Source organism: Profundibacterium mesophilum KAUST100406-0324 (assembly GCF_009835145.1).
Classification (GTDB): domain Bacteria; phylum Pseudomonadota; class Alphaproteobacteria; order Rhodobacterales; family Rhodobacteraceae; genus Profundibacterium; species Profundibacterium mesophilum.
Genome location: NZ_APKE01000027.1, coordinates 13,399 through 29,748, shown reverse-complemented (window position 1 = coordinate 29,748; position 16,350 = coordinate 13,399). Strand labels below are relative to the sequence as shown.

Below are 16,350 nucleotides of genomic sequence, written 5' to 3'. Positions count from 1 at the left end.
AACGGCGCGCCCGGACGTGTCCGGCTTACTTGACGAAGATCCCGCCGGGCGTATCGCACAGGCATTCGGCATCTGTCTCGGTAATGGCGATCGTCTCGGTCATCTCGAGCCCGCCATCCTCGAGCCAGAGCGCGGGCATGAAATGGAAGACCATCCCCGGCTCGAGCACCGTGCGATCACCACGCCGGAAGGACATGGTCCGCTCCCCCCAATCCGGCGGGTAACTCAGCCCGATCGAATAGCCGCAGCGGCTGTCCTTCTCGAAGCCCAGAGCGTTGAGCTTGGCATTGAACGCATTGGCGATATCCTCGCAGAAATTTCCCGGACGCGCCATCGCGAGCCCGGCCTGCGTGGCCTCGAGAACGGCATTCTCGGCGCGCCTGTAGAGCGCCGGCGGCTCGCCGAAGAACAAGGTGCGCGATTGCGGGCAGTGATAGCGCCGATGCGCCCCGGCGATCTCGAAGAAAGTCGCCTCGCCCGGGATCAGCGCACGGTCATCCCAGGTGAGATGGGGCGCGGTCGCATCCATGCCCGAAGGCGCCATGGGCACGATCGCGGGGTAATCGCCCCATTGCCCGTCAGCGCCCTCGATCCCGCAACGGTAGATTTCCGCCACGAGCAGGTTCTTCGCCATTCCGGGCTGCGCGAAAGTCAGGATGCATTCATGCATCCGCGTCACGATCTTGGCCGCGCGGCGGATATAGAGCATCTCGGTCTCGGACTTGACCGCGCGCTGCCAGTTCACGAGGCCGGTGGCATCGTGCAGCGCCGCACCGGGCAGCGCCTCGGAAAGCACCTGATGGGCCTTTGCCGAGTAGTAGTAATTGTCCAGCTCGACACCGATGCGCCCCGCACCGCCGCCCATCTGCTGCACCAGATCGCCCAGGAGACGCATCGGGTGCTTCTCCGGGTTCTGCACGTAGCTGTCGTCATAGCCGCAGATCGCATCCGCTCCGGACATGAAGACGGTCCGCGCGGCCCCGGCCGCATCCATCCCCCGCCCCCACCAGACCGGCTCGCCCTCCATCCCGAGCACGACGGCTTGGTAGACATAGAAGGACCAGCCATCGTAGCCCGTGAGCCAGTGCATGTTCGACGGATCGCAGATCACCAGCATGTCGAGCCCGCGCCGCGCCATCTCGGCCCGCGTACGCGTCAGCCTGGCATGATAGTCGGCGTCGCTGAAATCCTGGTGGAACGTGCTCATGGACACCCTTCTTCGCGTCTGGCCAAGATGGCCGTCATCATCGCCCGCCACGACAAGGATGCGCCCGGCGGCCTCGGCCCCACCTTCAACATCATGGCGAGACCCGCAAGCCCGGATCTGCGTCCCCGAGGTCATCGAGCTCTTGCATCGCCCCCCGTGGCGGCGGTAAGGACAACCCACGGCGCGGGTATGATGTAATGGTAGCCTGTCAGCTTCCCAAGCTGAACGCGCGGGTTCGATTCCCGCTACCCGCTCCAATATCCCATGAACCGGCCCACCCCGCTCCCGCACGGGGCCACGCATGAGCGGGTTTCGTTCCGAAGGGGCCGACCGCCGGAACGGCCCGAGGGTCGTTCGCGTTTGCCGAGCGAACATGTGGGAGTGCGTTATATGTCTTTGAAGAACATGATGACCAAGATGGCGATCGCCTTCGTCGCGGCCAAGGGCGTCCAGACTTTCCGCGACCAAGGTGGAATGGAGGGCGTGCGGGCCAAGCTGGCACAGCAGAAGAAGCCCGGCGGCGCGCTGCATGGCAGCGGCTCGGGCGGGTTGTCCTCCATGCTGGGCGCGCTGGGACTGTCGAGCGGAACGGCCACCGGATCGGCGCAGCCCGGTCTTGCCGGTCTTTTCGGCGGTCTTGCCGGGACGACGGGCGGCGCCGTTGCCGCGTCGCGGATGACGGGGCTGCTCGAGCGGACGCGCGCCGATGGCCCGCGAACGGATGACGAGGCGGTTGGCGCGCTGATGGTGCGGGCGATGGTGCAGGCCGCCAAGGCCGATGGCGAGATCGACGCGCGCGAGCGCGCGGCGCTTCTGGACGTGGTCGGCGACGAGGATCCCGAGGATCGCGCCTTCCTCGAGCAAGAGATGGCGAAGCCGGTGGATCTCGACGGGCTCGTCAAGGACACGCCCAAGGGGCTCGAGGTCGAGACCTATACCGCCTCCGTGATGGCGATCGAGCCTGATAACAGGGCGGAGGCCGAATATCTCGACCGGCTGGCCCGCGGATTGTCGCTCGACAAGAAGACGGTCAACGAGATCCACGAGGCCAATGGAAAGCCGATCCTCTACAGCATGTGACGTGAGGGGACGGAGCGCGCATCGCCTGGGATACCGGGCGGTGCGCATGCATGGAGACCGCCCGGGGCGGCGAGGCGTGGCCGACGGGACGCGCGCGAAATTCGCGCTGGCCATGCCCGCCGCCCCCGCGCTAGACAGCCGGCCTGACGCAGGTGCCGATGGAGCATGGCCATGCCCGAAACCATTCTCGAACGCTGCGTGGCCAAGGGGCTGCGCATGACCGAACAGCGGCGGATCATCGCGGCGGTTCTCGAAGAGGCCGTCGACCATCCCGATGTCGAAGAGCTCTATGCCCGTGCAAGCGCGCGTGATGCGGCGATCTCGATCGCCACCGTCTATCGCAGCGTCAAGCTCTTCGAAGAGGCCGGCATTCTCGACAAGCACGAGTTCGGTGACGGACGCGCACGCTACGAGGATGCCGAACGCGACCACCACGATCACCTGATCGACATGAATTCCGGCGCGGTGATCGAGTTCGTCGATCCCGAGATCGAGGCCCTGCAGGAGCAGATCGCGGCCAAGCTCGGCTACGAGCTGAAGGGCCACCGTCTGGAGCTTTACGGCGTTCCGAAGCGCAAGCCGGGCTGAGGGCCCGGACCGCCGCGCCATCGCGCGGGCATTGCCCTTCCACGCCGGGCGATCGCTGTTATACGTCTAGCTGAATGACTAGCCCGGAGGGACATCCATGAGCACCATCATCGACATCATCGGCCGCGAGATCCTCGACAGCCGGGGCAACCCGACCGTCGAGGTCGACGTGTTGCTCGAAGACGGCACCATGGGGCGTGCTGCCGTCCCGTCCGGTGCCTCGACCGGCGCGCATGAGGCGGTCGAGAAGCGCGATGGTGACAAGGCGCGGTATCTTGGCAAGGGCGTTCTGGACGCGGTGGCCGCGGTGAATGGCGAGCTTGCCGAGGCCCTTGCCGGCATGGACGCGACGGAGCAGGAAGCGATCGACGCGGCGATGATCGAGCTGGATGGAACACCCAACAAGGGCCGTCTCGGCGCTAACGCGATCCTGGGCGTAAGCCTCGCGACCGCGAAGGCTGCCGCCGATGCCACGATGCAGCCGCTCTACAGGTATATCGGCGGCACCTCCGCGCGCGTGCTGCCTGTTCCCATGATGAACATCATCAATGGCGGCGAGCATGCCGACAACCCAATCGACATCCAGGAATTCATGATCATGCCGGTCGGCGCGCAGGATATCCGCGATGCCGTGCGCATCGGTGCCGAGATTTTCCATACCCTGAAGAAAGAGCTTTCGGCGGCCGGCTACTCGACGGGGATCGGGGATGAGGGGGGTTTCGCACCCGCGCTGAGCTCGACGCGCGACGCGCTCGATTTCGTCCTGCGCTCCATTGAGACCGCCGGCTATAAGCCCGGCGACGATGTCATGCTCGCTCTCGACTGCGCGGCCACCGAATATTACAGCGGCGGCCGGTACGAGATGAAGGGTGAAGGCATCTCGCTCAGTTCCGAGGAGAATGTCGACTATCTGGAGAAGCTCTGCGCCGATTACCCGATCCTGAGCATCGAGGACGGGATGTCGGAGGATGACTGGGAAGGCTGGCGCCTCCTGACCGAACGGCTCGGCGGCAAGGTGCAGCTTGTCGGAGACGATCTTTTCGTCACCAATCCCGATCGCCTCGCGGACGGGATCTCCCGCGGATGCGCCAACTCGATGCTGGTCAAGGTCAACCAGATCGGCACGCTCTCCGAGACGCTGCGCGCCGTCGACATGGCTCATCGCGCCGGCTTCACCAATGTCATGAGCCACCGCTCCGGCGAGACCGAGGACGCAACGATTGCCGATCTCGCCGTCGCCACGAATTGCGGTCAGATCAAGACCGGAAGCCTGTCGCGCTCGGACCGGCTGGCCAAGTACAACCAGCTGATCCGTATCGAGGAGCTGCTTGGCGACACCGCCCGTTACGCCGGGCGCTCCATCCTGCGCTGAACGTGCCGACCCGCCATCCGCTTGGCGGGCCGGTTCAGACATACGTGAGGTAATTTCCCCCGGCATTTGACATTCCCGGCCGGTGCATCATATTCCGGTATACAGGTTTTCGCGGTGTCATGGGGCATCCGACCTGGCTGAGGGAGAACCAGATGAAAAAGATGACTGCATTCGGTCTCGTGGCTGCCATGCTGATACTGAGCGCCTGCAACACGGCCACCGGAGTGGCGAAGGATGTCTGGGGCGGAACCAAGTATGTCGGCAAGAAGATCACCGAGGATGACAAGCCACGGTAACATTTTCGGCGGGATACCCGCCGATCGTCGTGAACGGGATGGCATGCGATGACGCAAGCCATCCTTTTCGACGTTTTCGGCACCTGCGTCGATTGGCGCTCCGGGATCGTGCGCGCGGTGGCACGCGAATTTCCCCTGCTGGATGCCGAGCGGATCGCCGACGAATGGCGCGCCCGATACGATCCGTCAATGGCACCCATCCGCGACGGAACGCGCGGCTACGCGCCGCTGGACCAGCTGCACCGTGAAAACCTGCGCGCTGTCCTGTCGCGACATGGCGCAGAGTGCAATGATCTCGATCATCTCGCCAGCGCTTGGGAGCGTCTCGATCCCTGGCCGGACACGCTTGCAGGATTGCGCGCCATGCGGTGCCACCACCTGATCGCACCCTGCTCGAACGCCTCGATCGCTCTCATGATCAGGTTATCGCGCCATGCCGGGCTCGAATGGGACTGCATCCTGGGGGCCGAGATCGCGCGGAGCTACAAGCCCGATCCCTCCGTCTACGAGGCGAGCTGCGCCGCGCTGGGCTTCGCACCCAATGAGGTCACCTTCGTGGCCGCGCATAATGGCGATCTGGAGGCCGCGCGCCGGTGCGGCATGCGCACGGCCTACCTGTGCCGCCCGGCCGAGCATGGCCCGGCACAGACGAGCGATCTTGCGCCCACCGGCCCGTGGGATCACGTGGCCGATGACATGCGCAGTCTTGCGGCGATGTTGCGCCCGGACGGCTAGTCCGTGCCCTCGCCGATCCCGTTGCCGCGCAGGTAGGCGACGAGCGCCCGCGTGGAGCCATCCTTGCCGTCTGCAGGCTCGTCGCCCGCGAGGATCGGCTCGACGGCCTTCGCAAGCTCCTTGCCCAGTTCCACGCCCCATTGATCGAACGAATTGATCCCGAGCAGCACTCCCTCGACGAAGACACGGTGCTCGTAGAGCGCCACGATCTGCCCGAGCACGAAGGGGGTAAGCTTCGGATAGGCGAGCGTGGTCGAGGGCCGGTTACCCGGAAAGACCCGGTGCCGCGCCTGGCGTTCGAGCTCCGCACCCTCGAACTTGCCCTCCATCAGCTTCATGGCCTCACCGAAGCTGCGGCCCTTCAAAAGCGCCTCCGACTGCGCGAGGCAATTCGCGGCAAGCAATGTATGCTGATGCGCCAGCTCGGGCTCGTGCCCCTGCGCGCCGATCATGAACTCGCATGGGACGACATGCGTCCCCTGGTGGATGAGCTGATAGAAGGCGTGCTGGCCGTTGGTTCCGGGCTCGCCCCAGACAATCGGTCCGCTCTGAATGTCGAGCGAGGCGCCATCCATCGACACGCCCTTGCCGTTGCTCTCCATCTCGAGCTGTTGAAGGTAGGCGGGAAGCCGGGCAAGCCGCTGCTCGTAGGGAAGAACCGCGCGGGTGGCATAGCCGCAGCCCTGGTTGTGCCACAGCCCCGTCAGTGCCAGCATGACGGGCATGTTCTCGAGAGGCTCTGCCGCGCGGAAATGGATGTCCATCGCCTCCGCGCCCGACAGGAAGGCGCGAAACGCCTTCGGTCCGATCGCGATCATCAGCGACAGCCCGATCGGCCCCCACATCGAGTAGCGCCCGCCAACCCAGTCCGCGAAGCCGAAGACACGGTCCGGGCTGATCCCGAATGCCTCGGTCCGCTCGGCGGCGCTGCTCAGCGCGGCAAATTGCGCCGCCGGATCGGTTATCTGGCGGGACATCCATTGCCGGGCGGTCTCGGCATTGGTCATCGTCTCGATCGTGGTGAAGGTCTTGGAGGCGACGATCACGAGCGTCGTCGCCGGATCGAGCCGGCGCAGGGTATCGGCGATGTCGGCACCGTCGACATTGCTCACGAAATGACAGCGCGGTCCGTCGTGATAGGGCGAGAGCGCCCGCGCCGCCATGGCCGGGCCGAGATCGGAGCCGCCGATGCCGATATTGACCACGTCGGTGATCGCCCCGCCCGCCCCCGTGAAGCTGCCGTCGCGGACCGAGGCGGCGAAGCCCTCCATCCGCTCGAGCGTGCCCAGGACATCGGGCATCACGTCCCTGCCATCCACCGTCACCGGCGCGGCGCGCAGGTTGCGCAGGGCGGTATGGAGCACGGCCCGCCCCTCGGTCTCGTTAATCGGCGCGCCCGAGAACATCGCCTCGCGCTTGGCCGGCAAGTCCATCGCATCGCAGAAGGAAACCAGCAGGGCGCGGGTCTGCTCATCGAGGTTGGTCTTCGAGTAGTCAAAGAGCAGATCGCCCGCCGCGACCGAGAATTGCCCGGCGCGCTCGTCATCCATCAATTCGAAGATATGCCGGCTCCGGACCGCCTCGGCCCGCGCCCTCAGATCGTCCCAGCGCATCCCGTCGCCTCCGTCCATCATCGTCATCCTTCGGCCCAGTGAACTGTTGCGTCCCGCAGGACGGTCATGATCGGCGCCTCCTCGGCGGTCAGCCGCTGCGCCCGTTCGAGCGCGGCCCTCTTCTCGGGCCCGATGATGACCACATGCGTCGAGAGCGCGGAGCGCAGCGCCGGCGCGGTCAGCGTGATACGCGGCTCGGGCGCGCCCTCCGCCCGCATCGCCATCAGGGGAGGCGCGTCGTCCGACAAGGCCTGCACGAGGCGGTCGGCCCCCGGAAAGAGCGAGGCCGTATGCATGTCCGCCCCCATGCCAAGCAGCAGGATCGAGATCGGCAGCTCAGGACGCACGCCCTCGATCAGGGTCTCGATCGCCTCCTCGGGGGTCGGTGCCGGCGCGTAGAGGGGCACGAGGCGCGCCGCGGCCGCCCGGTCACGCAGCAGCCGCGCGCGCAACAGGCGCGTGTTCGACCGCTCCGATGTCTCGGGCACCCAGCGCTCGTCGGTGAGCATCACGTGCACGCGGTCCCATTGCAGCCGCGCTCCGCTCAGCGTGTCGAAGATCGGCCCCGGCGTCGTGCCGCCGGGAACCGCCAGCGATGCCCAGTCATGGCTCGTCAGGCAGGTCGAGATCTCACCGGCGAGCGTGTCGGCGAGATCCATCATCATCATCTCGGCATCTGGATATTCGATCAGGTCCATTCGGGAGCCTCTGTCGGTTCGAAACGGGATCGGATGCGGGGCGAGGCCCCTGGCATCGGCGGTACGGCCGGACGCAAGCTGCGTCCGCGCGTCGCGGCAAGTCTAGGTGATCGGCGCGACGATGACAGCCCCGGCGCTCAGGTCTTGATCTCGCGCCAGCGGCGTCCCGCCCGGTGCATGAGGATCTGCGCCTCCTCGGGCCCGGTGCTGCCGGGCTCGTAGGAACACGGGCGCCGTCCGTCCTCCTCCCAGGCCTCGATCATCGGATCGGTCCAGGCCCAGGCCGCCTCCACCTCGTCGCCGCGCATGAAAAGGGTCTGATTGCCGCGGATCACGTCCATGATCAGCCGCTCATAGGCGTCGGGCACATCCTCTCCCTCGGGGCCGAGCGCATCGGCGAAGGTCATGTCGAGCGGCACGTCGATGAGGCGCATCCCCCCCGGGCCCGGCTCCTTGATCGTCACGCCGAGGGTCATTCCCTCGTTCGGCTGAAGCCGGATCGACAGGATGTTGCGGTGGCGCCCGGCCTCCTCGCCGAAGATGGAATGGGGGGCATCCTTGAACACCACGGCGATCTCAGAGGCCCGGGCCTTGAGCCGCTTGCCCGTGCGCAGATAGAAAGGCGTGCCCGCCCAGCGCCAGTTCGACACGTTCACCTTGAGTGCGATGAAGCTCTCGGTCCGGCTGTCGGGATTGTCGGCATCGTCGCGATAGGAGCCGGTATCGCCGGAGGCGGCATATTGGCCGCGCACGATGTCGTCCGGCCTGACGGGATCGAGCGCCCGGATCACCTTGAGCTTCTCGTCGCGCACCGAATCAGGCTCGAACCGGCTCGGCGGTTCCATCGCGATCAGGCACAAGAGCTGCATCAGGTGATTTTGCACCATGTCACGCATCGCGCCGGACTTGTCGTAGTAGCTTCCGCGACCCCCGATGCCCACCGTCTCGGCCACGGTGATCTGGATGTGATCGACATACTGGCTGTTCCAGAGCGGCTCGAAAAGGACGTTGCCGAAGCGGACCGCCATCAGGTTCTGGACCGTTTCCTTGCCCAGGTAGTGATCGATCCTGTAGATCTGCGTCTCGTCGAAATGCTGCGCCAGTGTCCGGTTGAGCTTCCCGGCGCTCTCGAGGTCTCGGCCGAAGGGCTTTTCGACGACGATACGGCTCTGCTCGTTGGCGATGCCATGGTCGTGGAGGCGCTCGGCGAGCGCGCCGAAGAGCGCCGGGCCAACCGAGAAGTAGAAGGCGCGCACGACATCGGCGCGCATCATCTCCGCAAGCCTGTCCCACCCGCCGGTCCCGGTCGCGTCGATGGCGACGTAGTCGAGCTGCGCGAGAAAGCCGTCGAGCGGTGCGTTGACGCGCTTTTCCTCGGGGACGAATTCCTCGATCGCCTCGCGGATCATCGCCCTGTAGCCCTCGGCATCCATCTCGGAGCGCGCGGCGCCGATGATCCGGGCCCCTTCAGGCATCTGTCCCGCCTGGAACCGCCTGTAGAGGCCGGGGAGAATCTTGCGGCGGGCGAGATCGCCCGTTCCGCCGAAGATCACGAGGTCGAACGTATCGACCGGGATAACACGCGAAACCATGGCCTTCTCCTCAAGCTCGGCATGGCACCGCGGCGCCATCCAGATTCCCTTGCCGCACCGCGGCGCCGTCATGGCCAACCCCCTTGGGTTAGCGCTAACCTCGCACGATCCGCTCTTAGACCGGACCCGCCGGAAAGTCTAGCGCACAGCGTGACCTTCACAACCGCGTGCGGGCGTCACGCATGACATTCCCGTGCGGGAACGTCGTGTTATAGGGCGGGGTGGACGCAATGCGAGGAGACCCGAAGTGAAGGACGAACGCACGCAGGCCCCGGAAGAGAAGTTCTCGGACCCATTCGTGACCGCGAAGGGCGAACGGCGTGCCGGCGTCACGCTGCGCCAGCCGCGCACGCTCTGGTTCAACACCGGCACCCTGTGCAACATCGCCTGCGTCAACTGCTACATCGAAAGCTCGCCCAGCAACGACGCGCTCGTCTACATCACGGCCGCCGAGGTGCGCGACTATCTCGCGCAAGCCGAGGAACGCGCATGGGGCCTGACCGAGATCGCCTTCACCGGCGGCGAGCCCTTCATGAATCCCCAGATCATCGAGATGAGCCGCGATGCGCTCGCGGCGGGATACGAGGTTCTGATCCTCACCAACGCGATGCGCCCGATGATGCGCAAGCGGGTGCGCGAGGCGCTGCTGGAGCTGAAGGCCGAGCATGGCGAGAAACTGACCTTCCGTATCTCGCTCGATCACCACTCGCGCGCCCTGCACGATGCCGAGCGCGGCACGGGGAGCTATGACCTGACGCTGGCCGGCATGGACTGGCTGCGCGACAACGGCTTCACCATGGCCGTCGCCGGACGCAGCGCCTTCGGCGACAGCGATGCGCAAAGCCGCGCCGGATACGCCGCTCTTTTCGAAGCGCGTGGCTATGCCATCGATGCCCATGATCCGGGACAGACCGTCCTTTTCCCGGAGATGGATGAAAGCGTGGACGTTCCCGAGATCACCACCGATTGCTGGTCGATCCTGGGCACTTCGCCGGACGCTGTGATGTGCGCCTCCTCGCGCATGGTGGTGCGCCGGAAGGGCAGCGAGAAGGCGAGCGTTCTGGCCTGCACATTGCTGCCCTACGCGCGCGAATTCGAGCTTGGCCACAGCCTCGCGGAGGCCGAGGGCACGGTGCAGCTCAACCATCCCCATTGCGCGAAGTTCTGCGTGCTTGGCGGGGCGAGCTGCTCGGCCTGACCGGGTCTCAGGCTTCCAGCTCCGCCCCCCAGTAGAGAAAATCCACCCATGTCTCGTGCAGGTGATTGGGCGCGAAACGCCGCCCGACATTCTTGAGCTCCTCCGCGCCGGGGCGGCGCGGGGGCTTGCGCAGCGTCATGCCAGTCTGGCGCAGGCTGCGCGCGCCCTTCGCAAGGTTGCAGGGCGAGCAGGCCGCGACCACGTTCTCCCAACTCGTCACCCCGCCCTTCGAGCGCGGCACGACATGGTCGAATGTAAGCTCCCCCGTCGCGCCGCAATACTGGCAGCAGAACTCGTCCCTCAGGAAAAGGTTGAACCGCGTGAAGGCCACGCGTTTCTGCGGCTTCACGAAATCGCGCAGGACCACGACGGAGGGAATGCGGATACGGGTTGTCGGCGAGCTCACCGTCCGGTCGTATTCCGCGACGATCTGCACCCGGTCGAGACAGACGGCCTTGATCGCCTCCTGCCAGGGCCAGAGCGACAGCGGGTAGTATGAGAGGGGCCGGTAATCGGCATTGAGCACCAGGGCCGGATGATGCCTGAGGTTGCTCGGTTGCCGGACGAAACTTTTCCGGAAATTGGTCTGCCCGTCGCTGCGCGTCATTCACTCTTCCCCGCCCCGTCCGCTTGCATGTCGCGTCGGGGCGGGAAACCCGCCCCCGCGTCGCGTTCGACTATATCGGGCGGTTTCGCACTGGCAAGTCCCCTGCCCGCCCGCGGCTGCCCCCGGCGCGCGGCGCGCCTTCGGGGGGCATCCGTATCGCGCCGGGGCCGCTCAGACCGCGGCGCCGTCCTGCGCCCCGAGCCGCTTTTGCTTTTTCGCCGCGCGTTTTTGCGCCTTGGCCCGTGCCCGGGCGGCCTTCCGCGTCTCGCGGTTCGCACCCAGCATCAGCATCGCGGGCGTGACGACCAGCGTGAGGATGGTGGCGATCACCAGCCCCCCGGCAATCGCGCTCGACAGCTCCGTCCACCACTGGGTCGAGGGCGCGCCGTAGACGATGTCACGGGTGAAGAAGTCGATGTTGATCCCGATGACCATCGGCATGAGGCCGAGCGCGGTGGTGATCGAGGTCAGCACAACCGGTCGCAGACGCTGTGCGCCCGTTCGCAAGGCCGCCTCGAGCGGGTCCACCCCCTCCTTGCGGAAGTCGTTGTAGGTGTCGATCAGGACGATGTTGTTGTTCACCACGATTCCCGCCAGGGCGATCACGCCGATCCCGCCCATCACGACACCGAAGGGCCGCCCTGTGACCAGCAATCCCAGCAGCACCCCCGCGATCGAGAAGATGATCGCCGACATCACCACGAAAGCCTGGTAGAAGCTGTTGAACTGCGCCACAAGGATCGCGAACATCAGGAAGATCGCGGTGATGAAGGCGCCGATGAGGAAGGTCATCGCGTCGGCCTGATCCTGCGCCTCGCCGGCAAAAGACCATTCCGTTCCAGCGGGGAACTCCATCTGCTCAAGCGCGGTGCGCAGGGCGGTGATCTGGTCGTTGACCAGTAGCCCCGGTGCGACGTTGGCCTCGATCGAGATCACGCGCCGCTGATCGACGCGGCTGATCGTGCCGGTGCGCGGGCTCGGCTCGAAGGTGACGAAGTTGGTTATCGGCACCAGGCCGGCACTGGTCGGCACGCGCAGCGACTGCAGGGCCTCGAGCGTCCGTTCGCCGGAGGGGAAGCGCACGCGGATGTCCACGGGTCCGTCGGCGTCGTCGGGGCGGTAATCGGCGACCGTGATCCCCTGCGTCAGAAGCTGCACCGCCTGGCCCAGCAGGCTGATATCGGCGCCGAACCGAGCCGCCTCCGAGCGGTTCACCGAGATGCGCCATTCCACGCCGGGAAGCGGCCGCGTGTCGGTCACGTCGGTAAAGCCGCCGATCCGCTCCATCTGCGCACGGACGGCCGCGACGGCGGCGAGCTGGTTGGCCGGATCGCGCGCCTTGATTCTCAACGAGACCGGCTTGCCGGCGGAGGGTCCGGCGGCGGCGGTCTGCACCTGCACATCGATCCCGGCGATCGCGCTCATTTCCTCGCGGATGTCCTCCCCGATCATCGCGGCCGTCCGCCGGGTGTCCCATTCGGTCAGCTCGAGCTGGATCGTCCCGATGACTTCCTCGTCGCTCCGGTCGCTTCCCCCGGTGCGCGCGTAGACCGAAGCCACCTCCTCGTAATCGTAGAGCCGGCGCTCGACATCGCGCACCAGCGCGTCCTTCTCGAAAATCGAGAAATTGTCGCGGGCCCGCACCTGGACGGACATGAAGTCGGGTTCGATCGAGGGGAAGAAGCTGATCCCTGTCCCGAACTGCGCATAGGCGCCGAACGCGCCGAACAACAGCGCAACCGACAGCATCAATGTCGCGGCAGGGCGCAGGATCGCCCATTGCAACACCCGCACATACCGGCCCGTCATGCCGCCCAGGCGCCGCGGATCGCCGCGCTCGGCGGCGTGCAGCGTTGCCTTGTCGGCCGCCGATTGCGGCGGGCGCTTGCCGATCAGGCCGCCCACGACGGGGATGAAGATCAGTGCCATGAAAAGGGAGGCGCTAAGCGTCAGGATCACCGTGATCGGGAGGAATTTCATGAACTCGCCGGTGGTGCCCTGCCAGAAGAGCAGCGGAAAGAACACGGACAGGGTCGTCGCCGTCGAGGAGATGATCGGCCACGCCATCCGCTTGGCCGCGAAGGAATAGGCCTGGCGCGGGCTCGCGCCCTCCTGAAGCTGCCGGTCGGCAAGCTCGGTGGTCACGATCGCACCGTCGACCAACATCCCCACCACGAGGATCAGCGCGAAGAGCACGATGATGTTCATGGTGAAGCCCATGAAGTAGAGCGCGGCGACACCGGCGAGGAAGGCACCCGGGATGGCGAGACCGACCAGGAAGGCCGAGCGCAGGCCCAGCGCCCAGACGATCACGATCATCACCAGTATCACGGCGGCGATCACGTTCGCTTCCAGGTCGCTGAGCATGGATTTCACCTGCTCGCTCTCGTCCTGCATGTAGTTGACCGTGACACTGTCGGGCCAATCGGCGGAGGTCTCGTCGATCACCGCCTTAACGTCGGCGACGGTGTCGATGATGTTGGCACCGGAGCGCTTCTTGATCTCGAGCGCCAGGGCCGGCTGCCCGTCAATCCGCGCGAACCCGGTGGGATCCTGGAACGTCCGCCGCACCGCCGCGATATCCCCGAACGTGACGACCGTGTTCCCGCGCACCTTCATCGGCAGCGCCATGACATCGCCGATATCCTCGATCAGTCCTGGCACCTTGAGCACGATGCGCCCGGCGGCATTCTCGATCGCACCTGCCGCGACGAGGCGGTTGTTGCGGTTGATCTGCCCGATCAGCTCTTCGAAGGAGATGTCGTAGGTCTCGAAGACGGTGGGATCGATCAATACCTCGACCAGCTCGGTGCGCTTGCCGCCGATATCGACCTCGAGTACGCCGGGAAGCCCCTCGATCCGCTCCTGCAGCTCCTCGGAGATGCGGTTCAGCGTCCGCTCGGGCACCGGCCCGGACAGGATCGCCGTCAGGATCGGGAAAAGCGCGGTGTTGATCTCGGTGACCACCGGATCATAGGCGTCCTCGGGCAGCTCGGGCTTGGCCCGGTCCACCGCCTCGCGCACCTTGCCCAGCGCCTCCTCGGCGTCGAAGCCCGGCTCGAACTCGAGCACCACGCTGCCATGGCCCTCGCTCGCGCTGCCATCCATCCGCTTGATCCCGGTCAGGGAGGCCAGCTCCGTCTCGAGCGGCTCGACGAGGAGCCGTTCGGCATCCTCCGGCGAGATGCCCTCGAAGCCGGTCGAGACATACATCGTCGGGATCGGGATCTCCGGCGAGCTTTCCTTCGGGATGGAGATATAGGCGAAGGCCCCGACGAGGAGGATCATCACGAGGGCGATCATCGCCACGCGGCTGCGCGAGAAGGCAGCGTCGATGATGGCGTTCATTGCTCGGTCTCCCGCTCCGGCAGAACGGCCGGGGTGTCGGCCTGATCCGCGATTTCGAGGCCCGCATCTCCAGGGCCCGCATCCTCGGTATCGACGGCACGCGGCTCACCCGCCCCGCCATCGCCCAGGATCATTCCGTCATCGCCCCCCGCCTCCGGCACGGACGCGTCCGGCAGGCTCGGTGCCCCTGCGGAGGGCGCGCCGCCAAGTGGCCCGGATGCGGCCGCCTCTTCCTCGATCCTGGGATCGACGCGTTCGCCGTCATTCACGAAACCCTGTCCCACGGTGATGATGTCGACCTCGCTGGGCAGGCCGGACACCCAGATGCCTTCCGTCTGCGCACGCTCGATCGCGATCTTGTGGAAGACCACGCGGTTCTCATCGGTGACGACCTTGATGCCGAGCGTGCCGTCGGTGCCGAGCGAGAGGAGCGCGGGAGAAATGAAATGCGCCACGACCTCGCCCGTGGGAATGCGGACCTGCGCGCTGATGCCGGCCGGGATCGCGCCATCGGCATTCTCGATCTCGATCTCGGCCGTGAACGTGCGGGTCTCGGCATCGGCGCTGGTGCCGACGAAACGGACCTCGCCCATGGCGCTCTCGCCGGTGATGAAATCGACCTGCGCCGCCTGCCCCGCACGCACCGCGTTGAGCGATTGCTGCGGGATCTGGATGGTGATCGAAAGGGGCGAGTTGTCGACGATGCGCGCGATCGCGGTTCCGGCGGCCACGTATTCGCCGACATTGATGTCGAGCGCCTCGATCCGTCCGGCGAAGGGGGCCTTGACGATCGTGTCGGCGATCGCGTCCTGCGCGGCGGCGAGCCCCGCCTCGGCCGCCGCGACGCCGGTGCGCGCATCGGCCACGCGGTCCGCCGTGGAGATCCCGCGCTCGAGAAGGGTCTGCGCGTTCTCCAGCTCGCGGTTGGCCCGCGTCAGATCCTCTCGCGCCCTGGCGAGATCAGCCTCCCGCTTGTCGGTCGAGAACCGCGCGATCGTCTCGTTGCTCTGCACGGACGCGCCGCGCCGCACGCCAAGCTCGGCGATCTGTCCGGAGACTTCCGCAAGGATCTGCGTGTCGCGATCCGGCTCGGCCTGGCCTTCGGCGACAAAGACCTGATCCACCTGCTCGGCCTGCGAGCGGCGCACGGCCACGGCCACCGCGCGCGGGCCCTCCTGTGTCTTTTCCTCACCCGCCATGTCCTCCTCCTCGGAAGGCAGGACGAAACCTGAACCCATCCATCCGACCAGGGCAAGGATCAGGAACCCCGCGACGATCTTGGAGCGAGCAGAGCCGGCGTCGCTATCGAATTCGAGCGTCGCGCGCTCTGGGCTGTCAGTGCTCATGTCGTCATCTCCTTGCACCAGGCCATGGCGATCGCCGCCGGCCCGATCGCGGCTCATTCCTGCGGCCGCGCGATCTTGCTGATTGCGAAACCGAGACCTTCATCGACCGCGGTATAAAATTGCGAATAGGCCTCGACGCGCGCCCGCACGTCATGGGCCTCGCGAGGCAACTCGTGCAGTGTCGCATCGATCTCGGCATGGGCTTGCGCCGAACGCTCGCGCACCACCTTGAGCATCCGCCCAAATGCATCATCCGCGAGGCGGAAATAATCCTGCCGCGCGCCGGTCTTGGCGAGACGCAGGACCAGACCGCGCTCCTCGAGAAGACGCATGTTCGTGCTGACGCTGGCCCGGCTGACCTGGAGCCGCTCGGCGAGCGCGCCGAAGGCGATCTCCTCGCCATCGAAGATCAGCAGCGCGAAAGCACGTCCCGCGATCCGCGTCATGCCCTCGGCCTGCGCGACGATGCCGATGCGCTCCATGAACCTGTCGCGCGCCGTATCGAGCGCGCTGTCGGCCATATTCCCGTCCGACCCTTCCATCGATGTGCCGATCCCTTGCGCGGAACCGCTTGCAGACTTCGTCATCCATGCCGCCTTTCGTAGTCGAGCCGCACAGATAGGGTAATATCGCCGTTTGTATAGTCCGTTAAGTCATGACTGAACGTAAA

General features: G+C 66.1%; 14 protein-coding genes and 1 tRNA gene. 7 read left to right on the top strand and 8 right to left on the bottom strand.

The genetic code is table 11. The annotated features are described in order from the left end of the window. Positions 1-25: 25 nt before the first annotated feature. Entirely contained in the window at positions 26-1,207 is a 1,182-nt protein-coding gene (locus tag PMES_RS11800; protein ID WP_159965920.1) for a M24 family metallopeptidase, read from the bottom strand. 183 nt (positions 1,208-1,390) lie between these two features. Between PMES_RS11800 and PMES_RS11795 the strand changes: the two genes are divergently transcribed. The 6 genes from PMES_RS11795 to PMES_RS11770 all read left to right on the top strand — a co-directional run bounded on the left by PMES_RS11795 (position 1,391) and on the right by PMES_RS11770 (position 5,278). Continuing rightward, positions 1,391-1,464: transfer RNA gene (locus tag PMES_RS11795), tRNA-Gly, on the top strand. Positions 1,465-1,597: 133 nt separating this feature from the next. Further along, positions 1,598-2,287: a DUF533 domain-containing protein gene (locus PMES_RS11790; protein ID WP_159965918.1), complete on the top strand. Its 690-nt coding sequence runs from the start codon at positions 1,598-1,600 to the stop codon at positions 2,285-2,287. A 171-nt stretch (positions 2,288-2,458) separates the two neighbouring features. Further along, positions 2,459-2,875, top strand: a complete 417-nt coding sequence (locus PMES_RS11785; protein ID WP_159965901.1) for a Fur family transcriptional regulator — start codon at positions 2,459-2,461, stop codon at positions 2,873-2,875. Between the two features lie 97 nt (positions 2,876-2,972). Continuing rightward, positions 2,973-4,247, top strand: coding sequence for a phosphopyruvate hydratase (gene eno, locus PMES_RS11780; protein ID WP_159965900.1), 1,275 nt, complete (start codon positions 2,973-2,975; stop codon positions 4,245-4,247). A gap of 152 nt (positions 4,248-4,399) precedes the next feature. Continuing rightward, a complete protein-coding gene (locus PMES_RS11775) occupies positions 4,400-4,543 on the top strand; it encodes an entericidin EcnA/B family protein (protein WP_159965899.1) in 144 nt (47 codons plus the stop codon). A 48-nt stretch (positions 4,544-4,591) separates the two neighbouring features. Next, positions 4,592-5,278: a haloacid dehalogenase type II gene (locus tag PMES_RS11770; protein WP_159965898.1), complete on the top strand. Its 687-nt coding sequence runs from the start codon at positions 4,592-4,594 to the stop codon at positions 5,276-5,278. Here the strand turns inward: PMES_RS11770 and pgi are convergent. The 3 genes from pgi to zwf all read right to left on the bottom strand — a co-directional run bounded on the left by pgi (position 5,275) and on the right by zwf (position 9,181). After that, positions 5,275-6,912: a glucose-6-phosphate isomerase gene (gene pgi, locus PMES_RS11765; RefSeq protein ID WP_438943241.1), complete on the bottom strand. Its 1,638-nt coding sequence runs from the start codon at positions 6,910-6,912 to the stop codon at positions 5,275-5,277. The genes PMES_RS11770 and pgi overlap by 4 nt on opposite strands. Positions 6,913-6,914: 2 nt before the next feature. Continuing rightward, positions 6,915-7,589, bottom strand: a complete 675-nt coding sequence (gene pgl / locus PMES_RS11760) for a 6-phosphogluconolactonase (protein ID WP_159965897.1) — start codon at positions 7,587-7,589, stop codon at positions 6,915-6,917. Positions 7,590-7,726: 137 nt separating this feature from the next. Continuing rightward, complete coding sequence (gene zwf, locus PMES_RS11755; protein ID WP_159965896.1) at positions 7,727-9,181, bottom strand: glucose-6-phosphate dehydrogenase; 1,455 nt, start codon at positions 9,179-9,181, stop codon at positions 7,727-7,729. Between the two features lie 247 nt (positions 9,182-9,428). On the opposite strand from zwf, the gene PMES_RS11750 reads away from it, so the two are divergent. Beyond that, positions 9,429-10,379 carry a radical SAM protein gene (locus tag PMES_RS11750; RefSeq protein WP_159965895.1) on the top strand — a complete coding sequence of 317 codons (951 nt, stop codon included), beginning with the start codon at positions 9,429-9,431 and terminating at the stop codon, positions 10,377-10,379. A 7-nt stretch (positions 10,380-10,386) separates the two neighbouring features. Here the strand turns inward: PMES_RS11750 and PMES_RS11745 are convergent, their stop codons facing one another. The 4 genes from PMES_RS11745 to PMES_RS11730 all read right to left on the bottom strand — a co-directional run bounded on the left by PMES_RS11745 (position 10,387) and on the right by PMES_RS11730 (position 16,267). Continuing rightward, positions 10,387-10,986 (bottom strand): HNH endonuclease, encoded by a 600-nt coding sequence (locus PMES_RS11745; protein ID WP_159965893.1) that lies wholly within the window; start codon positions 10,984-10,986, stop codon positions 10,387-10,389. A gap of 171 nt (positions 10,987-11,157) precedes the next feature. Further along, positions 11,158-14,334 (bottom strand): efflux RND transporter permease subunit, encoded by a 3,177-nt coding sequence (locus PMES_RS11740; RefSeq protein WP_159965892.1) that lies wholly within the window; start codon positions 14,332-14,334, stop codon positions 11,158-11,160. Beyond that, positions 14,331-15,680, bottom strand: coding sequence for an efflux RND transporter periplasmic adaptor subunit (locus PMES_RS11735; RefSeq protein ID WP_159965890.1), 1,350 nt, complete (start codon positions 15,678-15,680; stop codon positions 14,331-14,333). Before PMES_RS11735 ends, PMES_RS11740 begins: the two co-directional genes overlap by 4 nt. Positions 15,681-15,733: 53 nt before the next feature. Then, the gene (locus tag PMES_RS11730; protein WP_159965889.1) at positions 15,734-16,267 is read right to left on the bottom strand and encodes a GbsR/MarR family transcriptional regulator; all 534 of its coding nucleotides are present in this window, start codon (positions 16,265-16,267) and stop codon (positions 15,734-15,736) included. Positions 16,268-16,350: the final 83 nt, after the last annotated feature.

Excerpts from the sequence above, each read along its gene's own strand:
- PMES_RS11800 (WP_159965920.1), bottom strand. The coding sequence starts at position 1,207 with ATGAGCACGTTCCACCAGGATTTCAGCGACGCCGACTATCATGCCAGG.
- PMES_RS11790 (WP_159965918.1), top strand. The coding sequence starts at position 1,598 with ATGTCTTTGAAGAACATGATGACCAAGATGGCGATCGCCTTCGTCGCG.
- PMES_RS11785 (WP_159965901.1), top strand. The coding sequence starts at position 2,459 with ATGCCCGAAACCATTCTCGAACGCTGCGTGGCCAAGGGGCTGCGCATG.
- eno (WP_159965900.1), top strand. The coding sequence starts at position 2,973 with ATGAGCACCATCATCGACATCATCGGCCGCGAGATCCTCGACAGCCGG.
- PMES_RS11775 (WP_159965899.1), top strand. The coding sequence starts at position 4,400 with ATGAAAAAGATGACTGCATTCGGTCTCGTGGCTGCCATGCTGATACTG.
- PMES_RS11770 (WP_159965898.1), top strand. The coding sequence starts at position 4,592 with ATGACGCAAGCCATCCTTTTCGACGTTTTCGGCACCTGCGTCGATTGG.
- pgi (WP_438943241.1), bottom strand. The coding sequence starts at position 6,912 with ATGATGGACGGAGGCGACGGGATGCGCTGGGACGATCTGAGGGCGCGG.
- pgl (WP_159965897.1), bottom strand. The coding sequence starts at position 7,589 with ATGGACCTGATCGAATATCCAGATGCCGAGATGATGATGATGGATCTC.
- zwf (WP_159965896.1), bottom strand. The coding sequence starts at position 9,181 with ATGGTTTCGCGTGTTATCCCGGTCGATACGTTCGACCTCGTGATCTTC.
- PMES_RS11745 (WP_159965893.1), bottom strand. The coding sequence starts at position 10,986 with ATGACGCGCAGCGACGGGCAGACCAATTTCCGGAAAAGTTTCGTCCGG.
- PMES_RS11740 (WP_159965892.1), bottom strand. The coding sequence starts at position 14,334 with ATGAACGCCATCATCGACGCTGCCTTCTCGCGCAGCCGCGTGGCGATG.
- PMES_RS11735 (WP_159965890.1), bottom strand. The coding sequence starts at position 15,680 with ATGAGCACTGACAGCCCAGAGCGCGCGACGCTCGAATTCGATAGCGAC.
- PMES_RS11730 (WP_159965889.1), bottom strand. The coding sequence starts at position 16,267 with ATGACGAAGTCTGCAAGCGGTTCCGCGCAAGGGATCGGCACATCGATG.